The sequence below is a fragment of the Psychrobacter sp. UBA2514 genome, assembly GCF_002341255.1.
Taxonomy (GTDB): domain Bacteria; phylum Pseudomonadota; class Gammaproteobacteria; order Pseudomonadales; family Moraxellaceae; genus Psychrobacter; species Psychrobacter pacificensis.
In genome coordinates this window covers 1-24,488 of the sequence record NZ_DDNS01000006.1, presented here as the reverse complement: position 1 = coordinate 24,488, position 24,488 = coordinate 1, and the positions used below count along the sequence as shown (strand labels likewise).

At 46.1% G+C, this 24,488-nt stretch carries 18 protein-coding genes; 10 read left to right on the top strand and 8 right to left on the bottom strand.

Annotated elements, in window-relative coordinates; translation table 11 throughout:
- Positions 1–128 precede the first annotated feature (128 nt).
- Both rho and trxA read right to left on the bottom strand, forming a co-directional pair.
- Entirely contained in the window at positions 129–1,397 is a 1,269-nt protein-coding gene (rho, locus tag B3V51_RS01570) for a transcription termination factor Rho (RefSeq protein WP_093071228.1), read from the bottom strand.
- A gap of 524 nt (positions 1,398–1,921) precedes the next feature.
- The gene (gene trxA, locus B3V51_RS01565) at positions 1,922–2,248 is read right to left on the bottom strand and encodes a thioredoxin (protein ID WP_058023544.1); all 327 of its coding nucleotides are present in this window, start codon (positions 2,246–2,248) and stop codon (positions 1,922–1,924) included.
- 393 nt (positions 2,249–2,641) lie between these two features.
- On the opposite strand from trxA, the gene B3V51_RS01560 reads away from it, so the two are divergent.
- Both B3V51_RS01560 and B3V51_RS01555 read left to right on the top strand, forming a co-directional pair.
- Positions 2,642–3,355 (top strand): RluA family pseudouridine synthase, encoded by a 714-nt coding sequence (locus tag B3V51_RS01560; protein WP_286707850.1) that lies wholly within the window; start codon positions 2,642–2,644, stop codon positions 3,353–3,355.
- 89 nt (positions 3,356–3,444) lie between these two features.
- Positions 3,445–5,070, top strand: a complete 1,626-nt coding sequence (locus tag B3V51_RS01555; protein WP_286707849.1) for a flavin-containing monooxygenase — start codon at positions 3,445–3,447, stop codon at positions 5,068–5,070.
- A 21-nt stretch (positions 5,071–5,091) separates the two neighbouring features.
- On the opposite strand, the gene B3V51_RS01550 is transcribed toward B3V51_RS01555, so the two are convergent.
- Complete coding sequence (locus B3V51_RS01550) at positions 5,092–6,039, bottom strand: D-2-hydroxyacid dehydrogenase (RefSeq protein ID WP_186475408.1); 948 nt, start codon at positions 6,037–6,039, stop codon at positions 5,092–5,094.
- A gap of 418 nt (positions 6,040–6,457) precedes the next feature.
- Between B3V51_RS01550 and rapA the strand changes: the two genes are divergently transcribed.
- On the top strand, positions 6,458–9,361 hold the full coding sequence (gene rapA, locus B3V51_RS01545; protein ID WP_286707848.1) for an RNA polymerase-associated protein RapA: 2,904 nt from the start codon (positions 6,458–6,460) through the stop codon (positions 9,359–9,361).
- 374 nt (positions 9,362–9,735) lie between these two features.
- Complete coding sequence (locus B3V51_RS01540; RefSeq protein ID WP_058023548.1) at positions 9,736–10,638, top strand: acyl-CoA thioesterase; 903 nt, start codon at positions 9,736–9,738, stop codon at positions 10,636–10,638.
- 96 nt (positions 10,639–10,734) lie between these two features.
- Here the strand turns inward: B3V51_RS01540 and mutY are convergent, their stop codons facing one another.
- Positions 10,735–11,991 carry an A/G-specific adenine glycosylase gene (gene mutY / locus B3V51_RS01535; RefSeq protein ID WP_286707847.1) on the bottom strand — a complete coding sequence of 419 codons (1,257 nt, stop codon included), beginning with the start codon at positions 11,989–11,991 and terminating at the stop codon, positions 10,735–10,737.
- A 191-nt stretch (positions 11,992–12,182) separates the two neighbouring features.
- Between mutY and B3V51_RS01530 the strand changes: the two genes are divergently transcribed.
- Positions 12,183–13,307 (top strand): hypothetical protein, encoded by a 1,125-nt coding sequence (locus tag B3V51_RS01530; RefSeq protein WP_071002839.1) that lies wholly within the window; start codon positions 12,183–12,185, stop codon positions 13,305–13,307.
- Between the two features lie 6 nt (positions 13,308–13,313).
- Positions 13,314–13,709 carry a hypothetical protein gene (locus B3V51_RS01525; protein ID WP_186474942.1) on the top strand — a complete coding sequence of 132 codons (396 nt, stop codon included), beginning with the start codon at positions 13,314–13,316 and terminating at the stop codon, positions 13,707–13,709.
- 21 nt (positions 13,710–13,730) lie between these two features.
- Here B3V51_RS01525 and ylqF read toward each other — a convergent pair whose 3' ends face one another.
- The 3 genes from ylqF to B3V51_RS01510 all read right to left on the bottom strand — a co-directional run bounded on the left by ylqF (position 13,731) and on the right by B3V51_RS01510 (position 18,728).
- Positions 13,731–14,687 carry a ribosome biogenesis GTPase YlqF gene (gene ylqF / locus B3V51_RS01520; RefSeq protein WP_071002841.1) on the bottom strand — a complete coding sequence of 319 codons (957 nt, stop codon included), beginning with the start codon at positions 14,685–14,687 and terminating at the stop codon, positions 13,731–13,733.
- Between the two features lie 150 nt (positions 14,688–14,837).
- The gene (locus B3V51_RS01515) at positions 14,838–17,795 is read right to left on the bottom strand and encodes a DUF2339 domain-containing protein (protein ID WP_186474941.1); all 2,958 of its coding nucleotides are present in this window, start codon (positions 17,793–17,795) and stop codon (positions 14,838–14,840) included.
- A 195-nt stretch (positions 17,796–17,990) separates the two neighbouring features.
- Positions 17,991–18,728, bottom strand: a complete 738-nt coding sequence (locus B3V51_RS01510) for a dienelactone hydrolase family protein (RefSeq protein WP_071002843.1) — start codon at positions 18,726–18,728, stop codon at positions 17,991–17,993.
- 160 nt (positions 18,729–18,888) lie between these two features.
- On the opposite strand from B3V51_RS01510, the gene B3V51_RS01505 reads away from it, so the two are divergent.
- On the top strand, positions 18,889–19,473 hold the full coding sequence (locus tag B3V51_RS01505; RefSeq protein WP_186474940.1) for a YcgN family cysteine cluster protein: 585 nt from the start codon (positions 18,889–18,891) through the stop codon (positions 19,471–19,473).
- 23 nt (positions 19,474–19,496) lie between these two features.
- Here B3V51_RS01505 and B3V51_RS01500 read toward each other — a convergent pair whose 3' ends face one another.
- On the bottom strand, positions 19,497–20,792 hold the full coding sequence (locus tag B3V51_RS01500; RefSeq protein ID WP_186474939.1) for a DUF4105 domain-containing protein: 1,296 nt from the start codon (positions 20,790–20,792) through the stop codon (positions 19,497–19,499).
- A 263-nt stretch (positions 20,793–21,055) separates the two neighbouring features.
- On the opposite strand from B3V51_RS01500, the gene B3V51_RS01495 reads away from it, so the two are divergent.
- From B3V51_RS01495 to B3V51_RS01485, 3 genes are all read left to right on the top strand, one after another.
- Positions 21,056–21,955: a CBS domain-containing protein gene (locus B3V51_RS01495; RefSeq protein WP_186474938.1), complete on the top strand. Its 900-nt coding sequence runs from the start codon at positions 21,056–21,058 to the stop codon at positions 21,953–21,955.
- Positions 21,956–22,242: 287 nt separating this feature from the next.
- On the top strand, positions 22,243–23,820 hold the full coding sequence (lnt, locus tag B3V51_RS01490) for an apolipoprotein N-acyltransferase (protein ID WP_186474937.1): 1,578 nt from the start codon (positions 22,243–22,245) through the stop codon (positions 23,818–23,820).
- A 184-nt stretch (positions 23,821–24,004) separates the two neighbouring features.
- The gene (locus B3V51_RS01485) at positions 24,005–24,457 is read left to right on the top strand and encodes a hypothetical protein (protein WP_186474936.1); all 453 of its coding nucleotides are present in this window, start codon (positions 24,005–24,007) and stop codon (positions 24,455–24,457) included.
- Positions 24,458–24,488 lie beyond the last annotated feature (31 nt).

The window sequence follows — 24,488 nt, the reverse complement described above, 5'->3', positions numbered from 1 at the left end:
GCTTATATGAGGTACTTAACGCAAAAATAGGTAGGCGAGTATTTTGGCAATCGGAAATAAAAAAGACCACCGAACGGCAGTCTTTATATCAAGCAAACAATGGCATGCCTTGGAAAAATATGCGTAAATTAGTTCTGTGATTTGCGTTTCATTTGCTCAAAGAACTCGTCATTGGTTTTCGCTTCTTTGAGACGCTCCAACAAGAATTCAGTAGCTTGGACGCCATCCATCGGCTGCAGCAGTTTACGTAAAATCCAGACTTTACGTAGTTTATCTTCGTCCAACAAGCGCTCTTCGCGGCGTGTGCCTGATTTTTTGATATTGATTGCAGGGAAGACACGTTTTTCGGCCAAGTCGCGCTCAAGGGTGATTTCTTGGTTGCCCGTTCCTTTGAATTCCTCAAAGATCACGCTGTCCATCTTACTACCAGTATCAATTAACGCACTGGCAATAATCGTCAAACTGCCACCTTCTTCGACATTACGCGCAGCGCCAAAGAAACGCTTTGGACGCTCAAGCGCATTGGCATCCAAACCACCGGTCAATACTTTGCCTGATGATGGTATGACCGTGTTATAGGCACGTGCCAGACGAGTGATCGAGTCTAATAAAATCACCACATCTTGCTTATGCTCGACCAGACGTTTGGCTTTTTCGATGACCATCTCAGCCACTTGTACGTGACGCTGAGGTGGCTCATCAAAGGTAGAGGCAACGACTTCACCGCGCACGGTACGCTCCATCTCGGTGACTTCCTCTGGACGCTCATCAATCAACAGGACGATTAAGTAGCATTCAGGATTATTGCGAGTGATGGACTGAGCAATAGATTGCAATAACATCGTTTTACCCGCTTTTGGCGGTGCGACAATAATAGAGCGCTGACCTTTACCAATTGGTGCAATCAAATCAATGATACGCCCTGTCAGATCTTCGGTAGTACCATTACCAAGCTCAAGCTTTAGCTGCTCAGTAGGGAATAGCGGTGTTAGGTTCTCAAAAATCAGCTTATGACGTGAGCGATCTGGCGTATCAAAGTTGATTTCACCAACTTTTAGTAACGCAAAATAACGCTCAGAATCTTTTGGTGGGCGAATCGTACCAGCGATACTGTCGCCCGTTTTTAAGCTGAAGCGGCGAATTTGACTAGGGCTGACATAGATGTCATCAGGACCTGCTAGATAAGAGCCTTCTGATGAGCGTAAAAAGCCAAAACCATCAGGAAGAACCTCAAGCACACCGTCACCATAGATGGCTTCACCGTTGCGGGCATGGGTTTTTAAGATAGCAAAGATAATGTCTTGTTTACGGCTACGCGCCATGTTATCAAGACCCATTTCCTTGGCAATAGCCAACAGCTCAGAGATTGATTTTTTCTTTAATTCAGTTAGATTCATAGATAGGTCATTAGCAATTGATCAGATGAGAGATGCCATTAGCAGCACAAGTCACGACAGTGAGTAAAACGACAGTAATATGATGATAGAAGGTATTTGTACAGCGCAATGGCTTATGTAGTGTTGGTATTGCATGTCTGCTTATAGACGCATTGCTATCGCTGGATGCAAGGTCATAAGAATTAGGAATAAAAAAGGCTACATAAGAGTCTGCGTCAAAAACTCAATATCAGTCATTGCGTTTAGTCATTTCGTTTAGCAATGGTGTTTATAATGACGATTGTGTTTTTGTTGATAAACACGAGGAGAATAGCGACAAGATACTAGGAAAACAGATGGTTTTCTCTTGTCAGCAGACTATACGGTCTTCACAATAGCGTTGTCAATAAATTTTGCCAAAAAATTCGTATAATCAAGTTTTTTGCACAAAAAACAAGCAAAAAGCCATTATCGTTATCAGATAATGGCTTTCTTTATCGCTTTAGCTCATTGATTCAAAAAACTTTGAAATGATAACATTCAACTTATAAATGCTTGTCCAATACTTTGGCCAATTCAGCTTTTGGCTGTAGACCCATCACTGAATCTACTTTTTCGCCGTCTTTGAAGACAAATAAAGTTGGGATGTTGCGGATACCAAAACGGCTCGCTGCTTGTGGGTTGTTATCCACGTCAACTTTAACGATCTTAACTTTACCTTGGTACTCAGTCGCTAAATCTTCTAAAATAGGCGCAATCGCTTTACAAGGACCACACCAAGTTGCCCAAAAATCTACCAATACAGGAAGATCTGATTCTAGAACGTCTTGGTCAAAGTTTGTGTCGGTAGTATTAACAATAAGGTCTGACATAATTTTATCTCTCTTGTTTTATTTATTCTGTCACCACACACCAGCTGTCATATTGATCTAATAATAAGTGGGTCAGTGGTCAAAGAATCGTTTAGAAGTGGTGAAAATGTGCCATTATATTAACATGTTTGCTCAGTCTTGACAGATTCAGGCTGGTTAAATTGTTCAACAATTACGATTAGCACAATAAATCAAAACAGAATGACACAGGTTGGGTTTTCTCTGTTACGTGTGATCATTGCTTTGCTAAAACATACTTTTTGAGCACTTTTAGGCGTCTGTTTTTACATTGAATCATCCCACTTTTACTCTCAATAAATAGGGCGCTACTGTGTCAAAATAACAGCCGCCAAAGCCCCATATTACGTTCAATTTATATAAGTAGTTAAGTTTATGCCTTTTACTGATGAAGAAGTCGACGCTCTCAACGCGCAAGAAAATGCCTATCCACTTGAGTTTTTCAAACAATTTGCGCAAAAGATTACGGTGTACGAAGATGATGATATTTGGGTAGTGGATAAACCGGCAGGGCTGTTAAGTGTCGATGGCAAGACTCTCAAGGTAAGCCTGCTTGCTCGGCTTGAGCGTGCCAATCCAGCGGTAAAACTGATTCATCGACTGGATATGGACACGTCAGGTCTGATTATTTTCGCAAAAAATGCCGCCGCCCAAACCAATATCAGTAAACAGTTTATTGAACGCTTACCGCAGAAAAAATACCAAGCACGAGTTTTTGGGCAATGGGAGCAGGTGGGCGCAGCGGGTGAGATATCGGTGCCAGTACGCTATGAGCCGACGACCAAGCCGCGTCATATCGTTGATCATGACTGGTTAAAGCATGCTTTAACACTGTATGAAGTCATAGCGCACGAAATGTGTGATGGTCAACCAGTTACCCGAGTGATGCTAAAACCAGTGACAGGTCGCAGCCATCAACTACGCGTGCACATGGTGCATGCAGGTCATGTGATGATTGGCGACCCGATTTATGCCGAGGGCGCGGCACTCAAGATTGCGCCAAGGCTAAATCTACATGCGCAGCAATTGCGCTTAAAGCATCCAGTATTGGGTGCTTGGATGGACTGGGAAAGTCCATGCCCATTTTGATGCATTAGCTGCCTGAATATGAAGTCGAAGCGCGCGATTAATAGAAGCACTAAGGCTATCGCTGATCATGTAAACACAAGGATGAGAATATGCTTGATATCGCTACTACCAAACAGGCGATTAAAAGTCGCCTCGCACGTAGACAGTCGCAAAGGGGTAAGCCTGCCGATTATGAAGTGCTGATTATTGGTGCGGGCATTGCGGGTATCGGTATGGCCTGCCGCTTACAGCAACTAGCGCATAAAAATCTATTTGGTCATAAAGGTGCAAAAAAACAAAGGCGGAACAGATCAGTTAACAACAAAAGAGGCTCGCAGCGCTTTGTCATATTAGAAAAGAGGGCTGATTTGGGCGGCACGTGGGATTTATTTACCTATCCTGGTATCCGCTCTGATTCTGATGCCTTAACCTTTGGCTATAATTTTAGACCGTGGCTAGATTATAGAATGCTGGCAGCAGGTGGCGATATCAAGCGTTATATCGCTGATACGGCGCGCGAGTTTGGTATTACGGAGCATATTCGTTACGAGCATGAAGTTCAGCAAATATCATGGTCGAGTATGGATAAGTTATGGACAGCAACCATAAAAAACCATACCAGCGGAGAAGTGTTCGTTAAGACGGCAAAGTTCGTGGTCGGTGCTACGGGCTACTACGACTATAAGCAAGGCTATCGTCCTTATTTTGCGGGAGAAGAAGATTTCCGCGGTCGTATTGTCCATCCGCAGCATTGGGGTAATTTAGATTATAATGACAAAAAAGTGGTCATTATTGGCAGCGGTGCCACTGCAATGACGCTATTGCCGGCACTGGTAGATGAAAGCAGCGAGCAGTGTGCGCGTCATGTCACGATGCTACAGCGGACACCCACTTATGTGGCAAGCGTACCGGGCGATGATCATGCTATCGACTGGCTATCAGGCAAGTTTTCACCTTTATCAAAAGAGCAGGCTTATACGGTACTGCGAGCGCGCAACGTGTTGCGGCAGCAAGGGCTGTATAAATTAGCCACTCACGCGCCCAAGCTGATGAAAGCTGTGCTAAAAAGCGGCGTGACAAAAGAGTTAAAAGGTAGCGGCATTGATGTCGAGCACTTTATGCCCGATTACAATCCGTGGGATCAACGCGTATGCGCTGTGCCAGACAGTGACTTATTTAAGTCTTTGCACGGTAAACGTGCAGCAGTGGTCACCGATCAGATCGACCACTTCACTGAAACCGGTATTATGCTGCAATCAGGCGAGCATCTTGAGGCTAATATCATCGTCACAGCAACCGGATTGAAGCTGCAAATGCTAGGCGGAGCAGCGGTATATATCGACGGGCAGGCCATTGATATCGGTACGCGCATGACGTATAAGGCAGTCATGATCGAAGGCGTGCCTAACATGGCGGCCTTATTTGGCTATACCAATGCCTCATGGACGCTAAAGATTGATCTGGCGTGTCGATATGTGGTGCGGCTGTTGAGTTATATGCACAAAAACCGCTACCAAGTCGCGCTGCCACAGGCACAGGCGGCGAATGCTACCGCCTACGCCCAAGCAGATACGGTGATGGGCTCGCTATCGTCTGGATATGTCAGGCGTGCCCAAGACAGACTGCCGAAGCAAGGCGATCGCTACCCGTGGTACGTGACCAACAACTATCTTAGCGACCGTGTGATGCTCAAATACCGCAAAATAAAAGACGACTGGTTGCGGTTCAGTCGTTAGGTTTTAATTGATCGATAGTCGCTATTGATGCTGATTATCGATAAAGTCAGCAACTTGTTTGCTTAATATCTGCCACAAGGTCTCTTGGGCGCTTTTGCTGCCCCAAGCATTGTGCGGGCTAAATATGACGCGTGGATGGTCGCTGAGACTGAGTAATGGGTCATCGTTCGCGATGGGCTCTTGTGCAAATACATCACTGGCATAACCGATGATTTGCTCATTGTTAATCGCATCAGTCAATGCTTGGCTATCAACGACGCCGCCACGAGCGACATTGACGATGAGCGGTTGTTTGCTCATTTTTGCCAAGGTATCTTTATTAATGAGGTGTTCGGTTTGTTCAGTCAATGGACAATGCAAACTGAGGACATCTGCACGAGCTAATACCTCATCAAATGCCGTATAATCGTCGTTGCGCGGCGTGCGTCCTTGATGCTCCGCCCATAGAACTGTCATACCAAATGCACGCGCGATTTCGGTTACGCGCTTGCCAATGGTGCCAATACCAATGATGCCTAGCGTCTTGTCTTCCAAATCTATCAGCGGAATATCCAGCAGACAAAAATTCCCGTTTGCTAGCCATGTGCCATCAGCGACTTTTTGATGGTAATGAATACCGGCACGCATCGCAGTCAGCATGAGCATAAAGGTATGCTCAGGCACGCTTTTTACCGCATATCCCGCCACATTATAAAGTGCTACGCCATGTTTATCGCAAGCCTCATGATCGACGTTATTCATGCCAGTGGCGGTCAGTTGAATCAATTTTAGCTTGGGTAGGCCAGCGATCACCTCTGCGCCAATTTGCACTTTATTGGTGATGATGATATCGGCATCTTTACAGCGCTCAATAATGAGGTCCGTGTCTTTTGGCGTATCGTTATAAGTGACGTAATCGCTTATGCCTGCTGGTGCAGGTAAGTCAATACCATCAGAAAAAGTGCCTTTATCCAAAAAAACGGCTTGCATCATGATTCCTTATTTATTGTTGTCCTATAGATAGAAATAGTTGTCAAATGAATCGTTATGGGCTTAATGTAGCACGTTGGAGTTTTTAGTCAAAAACGAATCCATTAAATATTGGCTAAGTGGTGATAAGCGTTTAAAAACAAAGTAATTTATATCATGAGCGGATTTACTGAGCATGATTGGGCCCAAAGACCTTATAAAGTCATGGGTATCATAAGCCGCCTCTTGAAAATTGAACTTAACGCACTCATCTAGCCGCTAACGTTATATAATGGTAAGGCTTGGCTATTGGTTTCACTAAGATTATGACACTGCGTTTGCATCTATTGATGATTTGCCTCATTTTTAACCTGACTGCTATCGCAAGCCACCATTGCTATCTAATTTTTAATTATCTGAGTACAAAAGACATCGCCTTATGACTATCTCTATTGCTTCATTGCACAGTACTGAATTCGCCGTTGGCCAACGTTATTTATCTGATACGGAGTCTGAGCTTGGCTTAGGTGTGGTGATCGACGTCGATGATCGATGTGTGCATATTTTATTTCCACAAAGTGAAGAGACGCGCGTCTACGCAAAAAACTCTGCGCCACTATCGCGTGTGGTGTTTAAGGTTGGCGATACGATCTATGACCAAGATGGCAAAAGCTATACAGTCAATGCTGTCGATGAAGTCATGGGTGTGCTCAAATATGGCGTCGATGAACACGAGGGCGGCCCTGCTTCTAAAGGAATAATGGAGACGCGCCTTGCTGCCAATATCACGCTAGCCAAGCCACTTGAGCGCTTGCTCGCTGGTCGTATCGAGCGCGGCGATTGGTACGAGCTGCGCCAAGATATCTTACGTATGCAATCAGCGTTGGCAGGCCATCCACTCAAAGGGTTGATGGGTGCGCGTGTTGATATCATCGAGCATCAGCTCTATATCGCACACGAAGTCGGTAAGCGTATCGCGCCGCGTGTCCTGCTCGCTGATGAAGTGGGCCTTGGTAAAACCATCGAAGCGGGCATGATTATCCATCAGCAGCTACTAACGGGTAAAGCTGAGCGTGTTTTAATTTTGGTGCCAGACAGCTTGCAATATCAATGGATGATTGAGCTGCGTCGTCGTTTTAATCTGAATTTTGCATTGTTTGATTTGGTGCGCACTGCTGCGATCAAAGAACATGATCCTGAGCAAAATGTCTTTGCCACTGAGCAGTGCATCATCGCCGGTATGGACTTGTTGATTGACCATCCTGATTTGTATGATCAAGCGATGGAGGCAGGATTTGATCTATTGGTCGTGGACGAAGCGCATCATCTGCATTGGGATGAGGCGCAAGGCGGCAATGATAAATATGATCTGGTGGCAGACTTTGCAGAAGAGACGCCAGGCGTGATGTTATTGACGGCAACGCCAGAGCAGCTTGGCGCGCAAAGTCATTTTGCCCGTTTGCGTCTGCTTGATCCAGATCGCTTCGATGATCTAGATGAGTTCATTGATGGTCAAGAAGCGTTTGCGGAGACGGCAGCAGTCGCTGGTGTATTAATAGAAGACAAACCGCTCAATAACGGTCAAATCACCGCATTGAGCAATTTATTAGACATCAGGATGGATGAGCTGTCTACGATTAATGAAGACGACAAACTGCGTACCTATGCGCTCAACGAGCTATTAGATCGTCACGGTACTGGTCGTATTTTGTTCCGCAACACGCGCGAGAGTGTCAAAGGGTTCTATGGTCGTAGCAGTCAGCCGCATCCACTGCCGCTCCCTGACGCGTGGAAAGACAGCTATCAAACCAATGGCAAATTGCGTGAGCAGCTATGGGGCGAAGAGAATCAACCAGATGGGGGCTGGCTAGAAGATGACCCACGCGTCTCTTGGTTGGTTGATATCTTACGCGGTGAGCTTAAGCAACAAAAAGTGCTATTAATCGCTCGCAGTGGCGCGACAGTAGAGAGCTTAGAGGCTGTATTGCGTCTGCATGCCGGCATCAAAACCGCTATATTTACTGAGCAGATGACCCTGCTTGAGCGTGACCAAGCAGCAGCATTTTTCGCGGATAGTGAAGGCGCACAAATATTATTGTGCTCAGAGATTGGCTCTGAAGGTCGTAACTTCCAGTTTGCAAGCCAGCTGATACTCTGGGATTTACCAGCCAATCCAGATACTTTGGAGCAGCGTATTGGACGTCTAGATCGTATCGGTCAGACACAGCAGATCATGCTGCATGTGCCTTACGTACAGGGCACGGCGCAAGAGCGTCTGTATCATTGGTATAACGATGCGCTGAATATGTTTAACCAAATATCACCAACGGCACAAAGCGTGCAAGAGCAGTATATCCAAGAGCTCAAGCCTGTACTTGAAGGCGCGGATACTGCGGATAACAATGCTATCTTACAAGACATCATTGATGAGGCGCTACAGACGCGTTTGGGCCTAGAGGCGCAGCTACAAGCGGGCCGTGATCGTCTGCTAGAGTACAACTCGTGTCGTCCGCGTGTTGCTGGACGTATTGCGGATGCCATGCGTGACTTTGATGGCAATAATTTGTTGCCGCATTTCATTGAGCGCTTCTTTGCCTCTGCCAATATCGACCATAATATCCAGCGTGATGGCTCGTGGGTCATCGCACCGATTGATAGCACTGAGATCAGCGACTATATCGATGGCTTGCCGCTTGGTGATGAAGATGGTATGACGTTGACTTTTGAGCGTGAGCAAGCGCTTCAGCGTGAAGATATCGATTTTATCACGCACGAGCATCCATTGATGCGCGCTATCTATGAGCTGGCCAGTACCAGCACCTTTGGTAATACCACAGTGGCTATGCTAAAAAGCGCCGCTGTGCCGCAGGGGATGGTACTGCTAGAAGTAAACTTCCGTGTCGAAGCCATCGCACCAAAAGTGCTCAATCTGCCAGCGACCTTGACCACGCAGAATATCCGTGTCTTTATCAGTGAGCAGGGCAGTGACTTGTCCGCTCGAATCAGTGCTGATATGATCATGCCGCATGTCGAACGCTTGGATAAAAACCGTGCTCGTCAAGTGATCAAAGTGCGCGGCGATGTGATCGAGCAGCGGTATTACGAGGCTGAAGACATCGCACGTGAGCAAATCGCGGAGATTGGTGAACAAGCAAGTGCGCGCTTTAGTCAGCAGTGGTCGCGTGAAATCAAACGTCTCAAGCATTTGCAAACCATCAATCCAAATGTACGCCCCGAAGAGATTGAGCGCCTAGAGCAGCTCAAAGCCCAAGGAGAGCAAGCGCTTGGTAACTTATCGCTAGTGCCGGACTCTATTCGCGTACTGGTAGCAGTGAAGCCATAAACTTTTAGATGATTGTCAAAAACGAGATGTTGTTAGACATCTCGTTTTTTTATGAATTAGATTGTTTGAATCAATGAATTAAGTGCGACTTGTTTCGTACAAATAGTTAAGCAATACTTATGAGTAAGCTGACAGTAACTAGTCAAAGCCAACAATATTGGGTAAGATATTTACCTTTTCTATCGAAAATGAACAGATAGTCATGGTCTGATGAGCGATGGCTATGTGTTTGTTCTAAAGTCTCTCTTGTGTATTTCCGCAAGCGATCTCATATTATTTTAAATTCAAGCGCTGCAGCTATATGGCATCGAGATTGTTAGATGCTTACTTTTGGATGCTGAGCGTGTTTGATAAAAATAAGGAAACATATTGTCATGTCCGATAATTCACAACTGATTGATGAGCTGCTGGCTACAATCGCGCTTATTGAGGTTACCCCCGATGTCTTTGAGGGTAAGAGCCATGATTATGTGGGCAGTCGTATATTTGGCGGGCAAGTACTGGCCCAAGCGATCATGGCAGCAGCGCATACATTAGATCAAGACAAGCCTTGTCACTCGTTGCATGGGTATTTTTTGCGTGGTGGTGATATCAATCAACCAGTGATCTATCAAGTGCGCCGTCTACGTGATGGTCGCAGTTTATCTGCGCGTGAAGTGACGGCTATTCAGTACAAAGAAGTACGCGGTAAGCCACCGATTGAGCAAGTGATATTTTCGATGATTGCGTCGTTTTCTCCCATGGAGGATGGCCTTGCGTATCAAGAAGATATGCCTGTCTATCCGCCGCCAGAAGATTTATTGACCGAGCAAGATTTAAAAGAAGAGTACGTGGGCAAAGTACCAGATGCGCTCAAAGCACGGTTTATGCGCCGCCGTCATGTCGAGATAAAGCCTGTCAAACCGCGCAATCCGATCAATCCAGAACCAATGAAACCTAAGCAAGCCAACTGGCTGCGTATTCGCGAGCTGGGCAACCAGCCGGTGGCGATTCAGCAAGCGCTTTTGGCGTTTTCGTCTGATTTTTACTTGGTGGGCACAGGGCTGATGTCACATGGCGTGAGCTTTATGACCAGCGGGCTGCAAGCGGCTAGTATTGACCACTCTATGCATTTTCACCGTGAATTTGATTTGAATGACTGGCTACTCTATGACATGTGGAGTGATACCACGTCCAATGCAAAAGGGCTGAACCATGGGCAGTTTTGGCAAGATGGCAAACTGGTCGCCACCGTGCAACAAGAAGGCCTGATGCGCTTGCGTGTACCAAAGTCTTAACCCTAGCCTTAGCGTTGTTATTAGCTTTCATTATAAAAAAGCGACTCATTATCAATAATGAGTCGCTTTTTTTATGTCAGTTTTTTACACTAATTTTTATTCTAAGATTTTAATCATCGCACGAGGCAATCCTAGACTGTCTTGTGCTGTTTGTGCGGTGAGCCATTTAAAATCAATCTCAGCTGCTGTTAGTTTCTCGTTGAGTTCTATCGTTTGCGCAGCATCGACAGTGAGTTTGCGCGGTGTTAAATACCAATGAAAATGCGTCAATGAGTGCTTGATAGGGGCGTCATATAATAAGGTATTGCTAACTGATTCGGTTACCAGTTCATTCTTTATTAGCCATTCGTTGATAATTTGCTCAGCCGTGGTGAACTCTGTCTCATAGACTTTTTCATTACTGCGCACGCCACTTGTCAATCTTGATGACTTATCGTCGCTCGTGACTGATTTATTAGCAGTAGTTTTGCCAGTTATCTTGCTATTTGCTTTACCATCAATTTTTTCTACGAACTGTAATGGCAAGCTCCATAATCCGCCCCAAATGCCGTTATCAGGGCGTTGTAGCCACAATATTTCACCGTTTTCATTTTCTATCAGCAATGCATCGCTAAACTTACTCGGTTTGGGCTGTTTTTTCGCTTTGACAGGATAATCAGTCTCGCGCCCCTCAGCATGTGCCAAGCAATCTTCTTGTAGCGGGCATAATAGACAAGCAGGTTTGCTACGCGTACATAACGTTGCGCCCATATCCATCATGGCTTGTGCGAACAGTCCTGAGTGATCCGCAGGTGTTAAACGCTCTGCTAACGCCCATAGCGTCTTGGTGGTGGCAGACTTGGTGATATCGCCCTCAATAGCCGCCCAGCGCGTCAATACCCGTTTGACATTGCCATCACAGATGACGCCATAATGATGCAATCCCATCGCCATAATCGCCCCAGCGGTCGATGGCCCAACGCCCGAAATCGCCTCCCAGCCTGCGAGCGTCTGCGGGAACTCGCCCGTTTCATCAATCACTGCAACCAGCTGCTTTGCGCCTTTATGTAAATTACGGGCGCGCGCATAGTAGCCAAGCCCCGCCCAATGCTCAGCGACCACATCCCAGTCGGCAGCGGCTAAGTCTTGCACGGTCGGAAACGATGCCGTAAAGCGCGCAAAGTAGGGCAGTACGGTGATTACCTGCGTTTGCTGAAGCATCACTTCGGATAACCAAACGATATAAGGATTGGGCGTATCGGTTTGATGCTGTTGCCACGGTAAATCATGGCGACCATTTTCGGCAAACCAATCGAGTAGGCGCGGGGCAAAGGAGTTTAGAGATGACTCAGGTTGAGAGAATAAAGTAGGCAAGAATAATCCTTGTCAATTAATAAAAAATATTAGACCATAAAAGGTTAACTAATTTATGGGGTGGGCTGACTCGCTATGCAATGGTTTGTTGTTTTTAAGGAAAAGCATTAGTTAGTTATTACGTGTTCTTCACTTTCAGTTTAATAATAAGTAAAACCAATGTTTTCATTAATAGTTTAGGAGATAGTATCTTGTCAGCACAAACCTTTTTCGTTTGGGATATCCATCAAATTACTTGTACACCAAGTAAAGACAGCTCATGGGAACAAGCAACGCACGACTTTGAAGCTTTGCGCCAGCAGCTAGTGGATACTATCAGCTCAAATATCATTGAGCTAGCAGATCGTCTCGTGGACGAAGCCAGAACCTCGGATTATTCAGAAGTCTTTTATGAAGCCTACGTAAATACAAATTTAGAGATGAAAACTCATTCTAAAACCGCTTGCGTAGCCATACCCACACCTGAAGCACTGCACGGTGAAGCGTTAGATGTTATCACCCCTCTATGTGAAGAGTTAGGGCTAGTGTTTTATGACACTCGGGGTATGGTTGCCTATCCAGATGGTACGATCTATCCGCCTAACATCGCAAGAGGTATGGCACTGCTAAAAGAAAAGCGGGCGCTGGCAAAACAGTCTGCTGATATTTATAAGCCAGAGGCACAGGTTCCTAGAGATAGAGAGGACTTTGAAAAAATACTGCACCCATTCATGCATGATTGTTTAGAACGTTATGGTTATCAGTGTAGTCAAGTAACAAGCGCTAACGTTAATGACTCTCTTGAAGTCGATGGTTGTACCAAGGCCATGCCTTATGGTCATGTGCGTCTAACCGGAGGAGCGGAAGGTAAGAACGGCTATTTTAGATTAAAAATTCATGCGTATTTTGTATCACCAGCGTTTGAAGAGATTTACGATAAAGTAACGCTGCCAACTGAGCTTACTCGGCAATCTCCTTATTTAAAGCTAGATTACATTAATGTATGCGATAAAAACTTTGCAGATAAGCAAAAACAGATTACTGAATTTATTAATACTGAGTTTGCCAGTAAACTGGATGAAGTAGATAAAATAGACAGCTACAATCAGCTTTTTTTGTTACTGCATGATAAGATTGCAAGAGGGCACAGCCATGGTGAAAGAGTGGATAAACAACTTATTCTAGCCAAACTTGCAGGTCGAGAGGACTATGATGATTTGATCATACAGTATCGTGAACTTATTGATAACTCACCAAACGACTATGTTAAGAATAGAATGAATGAGCGCTGGGATAGACTTTTAGAGATTTTATCTACCGTAGAGCCATTGGAGTAGCTGATTATGACTGAATACGCTTTGTTTTATGTTTGGGATGCAAGTTTGGGTGATGGCGATGAGTATCTGCCTATCTCTTACGATAGTGCAGGTGTATTACTACCGCAGCTTATAGAGATAGAAGTCAGCGCTCATAGCGAAAACATATTCGAGTTTGCCACTGAGCTACAACAACTGGCTCAGGAAGGTGATTTATCATTTGAGCTTTCATTAGCATTCGGGGCAACGGTCGCTCATGTACAGCTACAGAATACATTTGCTGTCTCTCTGCCGCTGCCAGATAATAACATGCAAGAAGCTGCTAGAGTAATTGCACCATTGGCAAAGAAACATGGGTTGGTGTTTTATTATTTGCTAGGGTTAGTTTCTTTGCCTGACGGGAAAATTTTCACTTCTACATGATTGGTCTTACGTTTATTAAATCTACTTCCGATTCTTCCGCGTTTTTAGACGACGTAAGCGTTTTTCTTCCTCGCGGGCTTTTTTCTTTTCTTCAGCAGCGATGCGTTGTTCGGCGACGACGATTTCTTCTGCCTCAATCATAGCTGGGGTCTCAAGCGTGATACGCCCGATCTTTGCGCTACGTAGCTCGTTAATGAGAATCTCAGACATACGGTAGGTATCGACTTGATTGCCTGCGCGTACACAGCCGCGATTGCGTCCTGCCACTTCAAAGAACTCCCAATCGGTCTTGGGTAACTCGTCAATTTTATAGCGGGTTTTTAGCGACTCAGGATAGGCGTGCATCAAGTACTCAGCGGTATAGCTTGCGACATCAGCAAAATCAAAAGCAGTATCACGGATACCGCCTGTCGCTGCTAGACGATAGCCAGAGTTTTCATTTTCAACTTTCGGCCATAGCATACCGGGCGTGTCATAGAGCATGATGTCATCGTCGAGCTTAATCAGCTGCTGCGACTTGGTTACCGCTGGCTCGTCACCTGTCTTTGCCACGGCGCGACCTGCTAGCGTATTGATCAGCGTTGATTTGCCCACATTTGGAATACCCATAATCATCGCTTTGATTTGACGACCAGTCCCGACTTTATTGGGTACGAGGTGTTTGCAGATGGCAATGATGCGTTTTACGTCATTGGCTTTTTCAGTATCGCACGCAATGGCTTTGACTTGGCTTTGCTGCTCAAGATGATCCATCCAGATTTGGGTCAATTCAGGATCGGCAAGGTCAGCTTTATTCAGGATTTTAATCACAGGTTTTTCGCCGCGTAGGGCTGCGACCATTGGGTTTTCGCTGCTATAGGGGATACGTGCATCGATGACCTCGATGACCACATCCATCTGCGGCATGATTTCTTTGATTTCGTTGCGGGCTTTGTTCATATGCCCAGGGAACCACTGAATACTTGCTCTCTTATCCATCTGCTTTTATAACCTTGTTATTCATAAATGTCGCGCAAAAGACATGGCGCTATGTTGGCATTGTCTGTTGTCATGGGATCCAGTTTACTACAAACCCGATGTATCCATGGGACAATTTCACCTGACCTACTTACCTGACCAGATGCGCCGTTACGATTGAGGGGGATCTCCTATCTCTTCGTTGGCTGGCGGCAACGGCGCAAGATACCCAATCAATAGTATTAAACTGCCGGCACCAATGAACGAGATCACGCGCCAAATTGCCTCGGTCTGTGATAAGTCAACTAAGACCAGTTTAATCACAACGATGCCTAACAACCCAATACCCATAAACCACAGCGCGCGCTGCCAGTAGCGGCTGGCGACAATAGTCGCGACCAAAGCCAAGAGCGTCCACAAGATGGTCAGTCCTGTCTGTACTTGTTCGCTACTCCAAGCGCCGCCCTGAGCGCCGTCCCAAAGCGGTGTACCGATAAAGGCATGTAGGCTGCGTACCAAAATACTTGAGAGCCACCAAAAGGCAATCAAAGCCAATATGATCAGCGTATGGCGATAACGCTCGGTAAAGACCGTATTGGGCGCACGCACTTGTTGAAGCAGTCGTAATAATAGCAAGGAAGCAGCTATTACCAACCCCATACTGACATCAATGATGCTCAGCACTGGCAAATATGGCAGCTGCCAGACCGCGCCGTCGCTATAATAATTACTGAAAACGACCCAAAACAAAGCAATAGGCAGCAATGCTTTGCCAGTGCCTATCAGCGCATGTGGCAGGTTGAGCCAAGCAGGAGCGCGCGCGATCAGCGTCTGTTTGCGCTCAGATGCGTACGTACTGATTTGCTTGTAAGTTAGATAGAGAGGGATGACATATAGTAGCGCGACCAGTAGCATCGGCGGCGCGATATGCTCAGCATTTGACCGTAGCGCTAAGGTATAAAACAGCACAGACAACGCGGTGATCAGTAGACTGGTTGGATCCACATACCGCTGTTCGCCTGCTTGATACCAGCGTTTGAGCCATAGTAGTGCAACGCCTAATACCATAAGCGCGCTGATAATAAAGTATCGCCATTCAATGTTATCCCACCGATGGGAAAATATAATGATAATGGGTGTGAGAGTGACCATAAACGTATACAGAGCGAGCAATATCGCACGGTTGATACGGCGTGCCTGTGCCCACGGCGTTTTGCTATCGATAAGCCAAAAGCCAAGACTGTGTATGATGACGGTCAATATAAACAGCGTCGTTACTGACACTGCTAACCACAACTCAAAGGCGATATACGTCGCCCAAATACTCCAACAGGTAGCCAGTAGTGAAAAAGCATATATCAACCAGCGACGTTGCCAATGGGCAATTTTGGTTTGATTCCATTTGCTGATTGCATCAAACAGTGAAAAATGCCGTAGTAAATACGCACTGACCAGCGGCAACCATGCCACCAGTAGCCACACTAACATAAGGGAGGTGTCACCTGCAGATAACCGAGACGGAATATCGAGCAACCATAACCAAGCCACACTCAGCACATGCAGACCCAGCCCAAAATAGACGGACCAAGTCCGCTTTGAGCGCTCGCCCAGCCAGACCAACGCTAAGGCTTGTATCGACCAGCCACAGGTCATCCAATTAGCGTCCAACGCCAACGCCACCATAATCGCCAAAAACCCAGCACCCAACGCCAGCATACTCTCGGTCACCAGTAGATAACGCGGGCTTTGTTTGACAAAGACATATCCTGTGCCTAAGTACAGCAATGCCAAAATACCAGCAGTAATCGTCAATCCATGCGACACGCCATCAAGCAAGGCGGCCAGCACCCCAAAGGCCAGTACGGGTGCTGAAAATAGTAAGCTGGTATCTATGGGGAAAATTGCTTGCGATGATGAGTTGGCTAAAGATAGCCTGTCGGGCGCTTGATCATTAGTAGTACTGGCAGTGTTGTAGTCAATAACATGCTGCGCATAGCGAATGACCACAAACAAGTACAGCAGCACATGCAGCGCAGTGATCATTACCAGCGACCAGCGCTGCGTCTTAATAATGGCGGGCAAGTCTTCGGTCAAGCCCCAATAGTAGGCCAGTCCAAACGTGACAGTTACCCCAAGCAGATTTAGGACTTTCCATGGGCGATAGTGGGCGATGACAGCGATGGTGATATTGAGAAGCAGATAATAACCAAAAAGCGCCGTCAAACTTCCCGTACTCTCACTGGTCAAAATCGGCGCAAAAAAACCACCAGATAACGCTAACAACGCGAGCGGAAAAGCGTTTTGACGTACGGCGAGGGCGATAGTGATGGCAGATAATATTCCAAGCCCAATAAAGCTCGGTACACTTGGCATGATTTCATAGACACTATAAGCAAAAAAGGTGCTCAAATATGTAATCGCTAAGCCTGCGCCCTGTAGCGTAATACCATACGAAAAGCGTTTTGCGGTGAGTTTGAATCCCAGTGCTGCCAATGCCAAACCTGCAGCACCGATGGTGACAAGCTTTGTGGTAATTGAGATCTCGATATATTCGCTAAGCAAGCGCAGCAGCAGTACCACACCCACCAGCAGTACCAATACGCCAACTCGTACGACGAGATTGCCACCAAAAAACCAGTTTTTGATTGAGTGCATGAGCGAGGTGACGATAGGGAGTGAGCGCTCATCTGGTTCAATGGGGGTATTTTTGTCGTTGTTTTTTGCTGCTATTGGGTCAAGAGGGGCTACGGATTTCTGATCAGAAGCGTCTGATTTTATATCATTGGTTGGTGTCGAGTCAGTAGTAGGTAGTGGCGGTGGCGACGATATAGGAATTCGACGGTTTGAGTCAACGATGAGGTCTTTGGTAGCGTTATCCCTAGTGCCAGCAATCGTATCCGTTTCAGTAACGGCATCAGTGTCTTTAGAAAAATTCTTGCGTGTATGGGCACCGTCATCAACCAACTGCGTGGCAGAGGATGTTACGCTACGTTTTGCTTGCTGCTCAAGTTCAGCCTGTAGTTTTGTTACATCGCGGCGCAAATACGTGATTTCTCGCTTTATTTTGGTGTATAAAGCGACTACTACAATCAATAAAACTGTAAAAGCCAGCCAACCTAACTGGGTCATCCATAGGTATAACATTTTGTTGCTCAATCCAGCTGATAGTAATGTGATAATGACGCGATTTGCTAAGAAGTACAAGACCGCTCTGATTACTTACCCAAAAGGTCATTGGTAAAACAAAACCCAAAATAAAAGGGCAGCTTAATAGTTAAGCTGCCCTTCTTTATGAGTTTTATATCAGAAGTTTTTTATGCCAATCTATGCCAAATTGGCTTTCATAAACTCAAGCATATTTTCCCAACTTTGCTTAGCAGCGGCTTCGTTATAGCCAAGGTCCACTTCATTTTTTTCAGCACGCTCATCGGCATGTGGATTGGTAAAGCCATGCTTAGCATTGTCATAGACATCGATAGTGTAATCTACGTCAGCTGCGTCTAGCTCTGATTTTAGGCCTTCGATGGCATCCATTGATACCATTGAGTCATCACGGCCATGCGCGACCAGTACTTTTGCAGTGAAGTTTTTGTCTGCTGGTTGTTTTGGCGTTGGGTTACCATGGAAGGTAGCGACCGCTTTTAGTGGCATGCCTTCGCGAGCCATGTCTAGGACGACTTTACCGCCGAAGCAGTAACCGATTGCCGCGAGCTTGTCACCGTCAACTGATAACTGATCGCTAAAGTCGTTCAAAATCAAGCGGCAGCGTGCCATCAGCATGTCTTGATCAGCAAGCACTTGCTCCATCCACATGTTGGCCTGAGCCGCATCGGTAGTGAGTTTTCCTTCGCCATAGACGTCCATTGCGACCGCTGCATAACCAGCTTCTGCCAAACGCTCTACTACTGATTTTGGATGATCGACCACGCCCCACCATTCTGGTGCGACCAAGATACCTGCTGCTGGATTATCATCAGAAGCGTTTTCTGGTAGTGCCACATAGCTGATAAGTTCAACGCCATTTTCGGTAGTACTGATTAACTCGAAAGTCTTAACTGACATAGGATTGTCCTTTTTTATATTATGAGTTTTGATTATTCGTCGTGTTGATTATTTGTCATTGTGATGGTTCGTTTTCTAACTCGTACTACCTTAACGCCCATATCTAGCAAAAACAGCTATAATAGTGTAACGCTCTTTATCAAAATGCTACTGCGACCCTATGACTATAAATTTCTTAAACAAAAATGATGAACAATCAGATTTGCATTCAGGCGTCAATCCAGCTGGTAAGCTTACGCAGTCGGTAAGTTTGTTTCCTAACACTGACTCTAGATCTGAGCCACTGCGTCCGCAGTTTTGGTCGCGGTTTGCCTTAAACGAGCTAAACCATAGCGAATGGGAAGCGTTGTGTGATGGCTGCGGCAGCTGCTGCTTGATCAAATACATCGATAATGATGATGACGAAGAGCTGGTCGAGTATACCGATGTGACGTGTCAGCTGATGGACTGCGCGACAGGCTATTGCCAACATTATGCGACACGCCAAGAGCATGTACCAGATTGTATTCAGCTGACCATGGACAACTTGCCCAACATGATGTGGCTGCCATCGCATTGCGCCTATAAGCGTTTGTATAAAGGGCAGGGGTTACCAAGCTGGCATCTGTTATTGACTGAGGATGCGGTAGTCACCCAGCACGAGATGCGTGCGGCCAATGTGGGTGTCGCTGGCCGCTGTGTGTCGGAGATTGGTATGTCTGATGAAGAAATGGAAACGCGCGTGGTTAATTGGGTGAATCCATAACTGCTATAGGGTAGATTATCGCGCTAATGAGATGCCTGTGCAGTCGATTTGGCTTTTGCTTCAGCGCTAGCTTGAGAGTCAGCCAATGGTGGTGTCGGAATATCTTGACGAATTTGCCGAGAGAACTGACGGCTATTGGCAATAGAGTGTAGGTTATTGAAGCCCATAGATTTTGGATTGATATGGGTGCGCTCATACCACGTATCCATCGACCAAGGCTGGTTTTGTTTTTCAGGCACAGCATCCAGCATGCCAACATCATATAGATAGTTTGGTAGCCAACCAGAGACCCAAATTCGATAATCCCACGGCAGGCGATCACCACTAACGATACGCGCCATATAAAAGATAATATTAGTACAGTTACTCGTCAACGTGTTGTACCAAGCAGGCTTGGTATTCAGCTCATCCATTGCCGTTAGGTAAGATTCAAACAACGATCTCACCTCATGTTGCTGCAAATTGCTGATAGGAAACAGATAGACTTGCTCACCGCGCGCGTTGCTACGCGTATAGATAATATCGCGCTCTTCGGCGGCAATCAGACTCAGCTCATACCGTCTAAAAAAACCAGCCAGTGCCGAAAATGCCTCGCCTTGCTCTTTACGAATCTCAAATGAGAAGGCAAGTGGTCTATCGTCTTCAAAGCGAAAACTGACCAAAGTATGAGCAATCAGTGGCCCCATCCAATAAGAGTTGGTTACATCAACGCCAGAGAGTTTAGATAAATCAATCGTGCGCGTCTCCCAATGCTCTGTGGCGTCCTTGTCTGTGCGCCAATCAAAATTACGGACATTGGTTAAGGTAATCAAATCAGGGTTGGTTGCATCGCGCTCATAAGCCACTTGCTGCTCGACCTCAGCCATCCAGTCGCGATTTTTCTGGGGTTCGATAGAAAAAAACCAGCCTAGACCTATGAGCCAAGTTGCTCCATATAAGCCAATGAGGTATCTAGTCGCTGTGTTTTTATGAATTGATTTTTTATTAGACAATGAGACACTGAGCAGTATCTTTGTGACTGTATGCCAATAACGCATACTTAGCAGCGCAGCTAATATACCCACGATGATGAGTGTTGCAAGCCAAGTGAGTACAGAGCTTATCCCGTACTGATACCAAATCGCTAATAGCAACCATATTGCTGATAGCAATATTGTGATAGCAATCAAAAAAATAACAAGACGATGTCGCCATGTCGGTCTTGGTGGTTTGTTATCTGCTGATCTGTTGTCCAAATCGCGACTGACAGAATGGCTATCTGCAAGCTGGCTGCGTGAACGCGACGATAATAAGCGGTAAAAAACGGAGCGTAGCGACATAAGGTTTGTTTTGATAAATAATGGCTTTGACCATAGCAAAGTTTATAACACACTGACAATACAATTTGAGTGAATTTGTCGTTGAATGTCGGTGAGGCTTGCGATAAAGTGAAGCTAAATTGTGCTGGTATGTCTGTTGTTTGCTACACAGATAATGATAAGCTCGCTGTTTTATTTGGCGCTTTTGTCCCCATCTAGGCTCTACTTATTTTATGAACGGTTATTCTAATTGCCATTAACTAAAGAGGTTAAATCACACCACCATGTCTGACGACACTCCCAGCCCGAGTAGTTGGTCGATGCGCGGCTTAAAACGCTGGCTATCGACCGCCCCCGAAACCCGTGATGAATTGATTCGTCTGGTACAAGACTCGCGCCAGTTTTTAGAGCCCGATACGGTCGATATGTTAGAAGGCGTGCTCGATCTGCCGGCGACACAAGTGCGCGAAATCATGACACCAAGGCCACAAGTGATTGGTCTGCACGAAAGCACCAGTCTCCCTGAAGTGATGGACATCATTCTTGATACGACGCACTCGCGCTATCCTGTTTTTGATAGTCAAGATGATGATGCCGTTATTGGCATCCTATTGGCAAAAGATTTGATTCCTATTCTGGTGCACATGGTACGCAATCAAGAAGACAAAATCGATAGCAAACGTCTAAAAGACTTGGTGCGCCAGCCATTATATATCAGTGAAACAGCTCGTTCAGATACTCTGCTGCGCTCATTGCAGCGCACGCAAGTGCATATGGCGATCGTCGTTGATGAGTTTGGCAACTTTGGTGGTGTCGTTACCATGGAAGACTTGTTAGAGGAAATCGTTGGTGACATCGTTGATGAGCATGATGACTTTGATGAAGACAGCGATATTAATAATATCGTCCCTGATCCTGAAAAGCCAAACACATGGCGTGTCCAAGCATCCACGGTGATTGAAGACTGTAATGAGGAGCTTGGCAGTCGTTTTGATGATACCGATGTCGACACGATGGGCGGTCTGGTCATGCAAGCGCTCGGTTTCGTTGGTGATTTAGAGGGTGAGAGCGTGGTGATAGATGATTGGCAAATCACCATCACTGATGTGGAAGGGCGCTTTATCCAAAATCTAGAGCTGACCAAAACCAATGGGGACCAGCAGATATTGATAGGCAGCCATTAACCTTCTTATCATGACATGACGCAGCAACGGAGTATGAACTTAGTACTCAATCAAATTTATGAGTAAATTGAAAAACACGATGAACCATCGTGTTTTTTGCTTTCTGCCTTTTGCATTTTGGTATGAGACTTTCGCGACGCAAATTTACCCACTGATGGGTTTTGACTGGTATCATGGGTGGATTTTATTTATGGTCCTGCATAAAGCATTATGCAGTCAGTTTTTGCTTGGGTTTTGTCTCAGTGCTGAGCTGTAAAATTTTGAAAATATGGTTTTGGATAACTGCTATGCGTCTGTCTACTGTTGATTTACAAAAACGCCTGAACCCTGAACAGCCAAAAGGCTTACATCTGGGACTGACGGTAATAATAGCTTTGCTGGCAGGAGGCGCTTTTATACTTGCACTGGCACCTTATGGTATTTGGCCAGTTGCATTAGTATCACCTGCCATTTTATATGCGTTGTTGATGCCGGATATGACAGGTCGCCGCGCCTTTCTAATTGGTCAGGCATACGGTACGGGGCTTTGGTGTGTGGGTGCGTTTTGGCTGTACACATCTATCCATGTCTATGGTTCGACGCCCGTATGGCTTGCGCTGATTATGATTGCGCTGATGGGTCTCGGCATGGGGTTGTTCCATGGCTTTTTGGCGCTGATTTTTAATCGAGTGGTTGGCAAACAGCCATTATCTTTTGCTGCGCTTTGGGTACTCCAAGAGTGGATGAAAACGTGGCTATTCACCGGCTTCCCTTGGCTATTCGTCGGTTATGCATTTACTGAGCAATATTGGTTGTCATCCTTGGCGCCTGTTGCGGGTGTTTTCGCGGTTTCTTTTGTGGCGGTATTATTGGGAGCCAGCGTCGTTGAGCTACTACGTCGCCGCGCAGGCTATATGATTCCGTCGATAGCTTTGCTGGTTGTTAGCTGCTCGCTATGGTTGATCAATCCGCAGTGGACCAAACCAAAAGGCACGCCTGATCTATCAGTGTCTTTGATTCAAGGCAATATCCCGCAAGATCTAAAATGGCTTACTGAGTATCAAATAGAAACCCTAAAAATCTACGCAACCTTGACTCGCGATGAGTGGGGGCGTGACATTGTGCTGTGGCCTGAGTCATCGATTCCGATGTTTCAGACAGAAGCGGTTGGTTTTATCAATGAAATGGTCAAAATGGCCAAAGAGACGGACACGGCATGGGTGACGGGCATCCCTTATAAGGACGAAGCCGCGTTTGATGCCAGTAAAGATAAATATGCGCCGTTTTATAATAGTGTGGTGGCGCTAGGGGCTCAGGCAGATGGCTTGTATAAAAAACAGCGTCTGGTACCCTTTGGTGAATACATTCCATTTGAAGGGGTGCTTGATATCCTGCCAAATCTGGCAGGTAGCCAAGATATCATGAGCTATAGCCGCGGTAGTGATCATCAGTCACCGCTACGAGTGCGCGGTCATAATTTGGGCGCGGCTATCTGCTATGAAGTGGCGTATCCAGATACCACACGCAAAAACGCGATTGGTACAGACTTTTTATTGACCATCTCAAACGATGCGTGGTTCGGTACGTCGGCAGGCCCGCTACAGCATCTACAGATGGTACAGATGCGCGCGCTCGAAAATGGTCGCTGGTTTATGCGTGCGACCAACACGGGGGTGACAGCTATCATCGACCATAAAGGTCGCATCGTAGCGCGTGCTCCGCAGTTTGAGCGCACCGTACTACGCGGTAATATACAGGCGCGCGTTGGTAATACGCCGTTTATGCGATTTGGTCAATATCCTATTTTATTTATCATGGCACTGTTATTGGTATTGAGCTATTTGGGCAAACGCTCAAAAACGTCAGTGCGCTTGGGTAAGTCATAGGCATATTGATTAAAGGTTGCAAGACCATGCTCGTCGGTTAGGTAAGTAGGTGTCGATAATACCAAAAGCTGATATAAAATTGTCGATAATAATCCCTTTAAATACTTAAGGGTTTTCACAAAACGGTATAAATTACGATATAATAGGTCAATATTTCAAATATTTTGTGCAAGGTGGATAAGGTATGTCAGAAGGTATCGTCAATAACAATCCAAAAAAAGAGCTGTTATATGCTTTAGGCGGCATTGCCTTGTTTTTAGGCATTGTCTTACTTATTGGTATTTCTGCGTTTTTGCGTCCAGCAGGCGAGCACATCACGGCGACGCCAACGGAAGCATCAGAAGCGGCTGATGAGGCAGAAGTCGTGGCGACTGAAGACACGGCTATTGAAGCAGATACGGATGTTGCAACCGCAGAAGCCGCGGCGCCCGATGCACCCGCAGATGCCACTGTGACGCCAGCACCTGATGCGGCGGATAGTGCAGTTGTGACCGCAGAAGCAGGTACAGCGACCGCTTCTGGTACAGTAAGCCAAGCGGCAGTTGCCGATGCTGATTTAACTGCTGAGCAAGCGGATGGTGACTTAGATGCTGGGGATGCTGGCACCGCCGCTGATGACACAGCAGTAGCGCAGTAATTTTTGACGGGGCTGTCCTAGATAACTAGTT

What these genes read in the sequence shown, in the direction of transcription:
- lnt (WP_186474937.1), top strand. Translation starts at nt 22,243, where the DNA reads ATGCGTCTGTCTACTGTTGATTTACAAAAACGCCTGAACCCTGAACAG.
- B3V51_RS01495 (WP_186474938.1), top strand. Translation starts at nt 21,056, where the DNA reads ATGTCTGACGACACTCCCAGCCCGAGTAGTTGGTCGATGCGCGGCTTA.
- B3V51_RS01485 (WP_186474936.1), top strand. Translation starts at nt 24,005, where the DNA reads ATGTCAGAAGGTATCGTCAATAACAATCCAAAAAAAGAGCTGTTATAT.
- rho (WP_093071228.1), bottom strand. Translation starts at nt 1,397, where the DNA reads ATGAATCTAACTGAATTAAAGAAAAAATCAATCTCTGAGCTGTTGGCT.
- trxA (WP_058023544.1), bottom strand. Translation starts at nt 2,248, where the DNA reads ATGTCAGACCTTATTGTTAATACTACCGACACAAACTTTGACCAAGAC.
- rapA (WP_286707848.1), top strand. Translation starts at nt 6,458, where the DNA reads ATGACTATCTCTATTGCTTCATTGCACAGTACTGAATTCGCCGTTGGC.
- B3V51_RS01525 (WP_186474942.1), top strand. Translation starts at nt 13,314, where the DNA reads ATGACTGAATACGCTTTGTTTTATGTTTGGGATGCAAGTTTGGGTGAT.
- ylqF (WP_071002841.1), bottom strand. Translation starts at nt 14,687, where the DNA reads ATGGATAAGAGAGCAAGTATTCAGTGGTTCCCTGGGCATATGAACAAA.
- B3V51_RS01540 (WP_058023548.1), top strand. Translation starts at nt 9,736, where the DNA reads ATGTCCGATAATTCACAACTGATTGATGAGCTGCTGGCTACAATCGCG.
- B3V51_RS01560 (WP_286707850.1), top strand. Translation starts at nt 2,642, where the DNA reads ATGCCTTTTACTGATGAAGAAGTCGACGCTCTCAACGCGCAAGAAAAT.
- B3V51_RS01555 (WP_286707849.1), top strand. Translation starts at nt 3,445, where the DNA reads ATGCTTGATATCGCTACTACCAAACAGGCGATTAAAAGTCGCCTCGCA.
- B3V51_RS01550 (WP_186475408.1), bottom strand. Translation starts at nt 6,039, where the DNA reads ATGCAAGCCGTTTTTTTGGATAAAGGCACTTTTTCTGATGGTATTGAC.
- B3V51_RS01505 (WP_186474940.1), top strand. Translation starts at nt 18,889, where the DNA reads ATGACTATAAATTTCTTAAACAAAAATGATGAACAATCAGATTTGCAT.
- B3V51_RS01500 (WP_186474939.1), bottom strand. Translation starts at nt 20,792, where the DNA reads ATGTCGCTACGCTCCGTTTTTTACCGCTTATTATCGTCGCGTTCACGC.
- B3V51_RS01510 (WP_071002843.1), bottom strand. Translation starts at nt 18,728, where the DNA reads ATGTCAGTTAAGACTTTCGAGTTAATCAGTACTACCGAAAATGGCGTT.
- B3V51_RS01515 (WP_186474941.1), bottom strand. Translation starts at nt 17,795, where the DNA reads ATGACCCAGTTAGGTTGGCTGGCTTTTACAGTTTTATTGATTGTAGTA.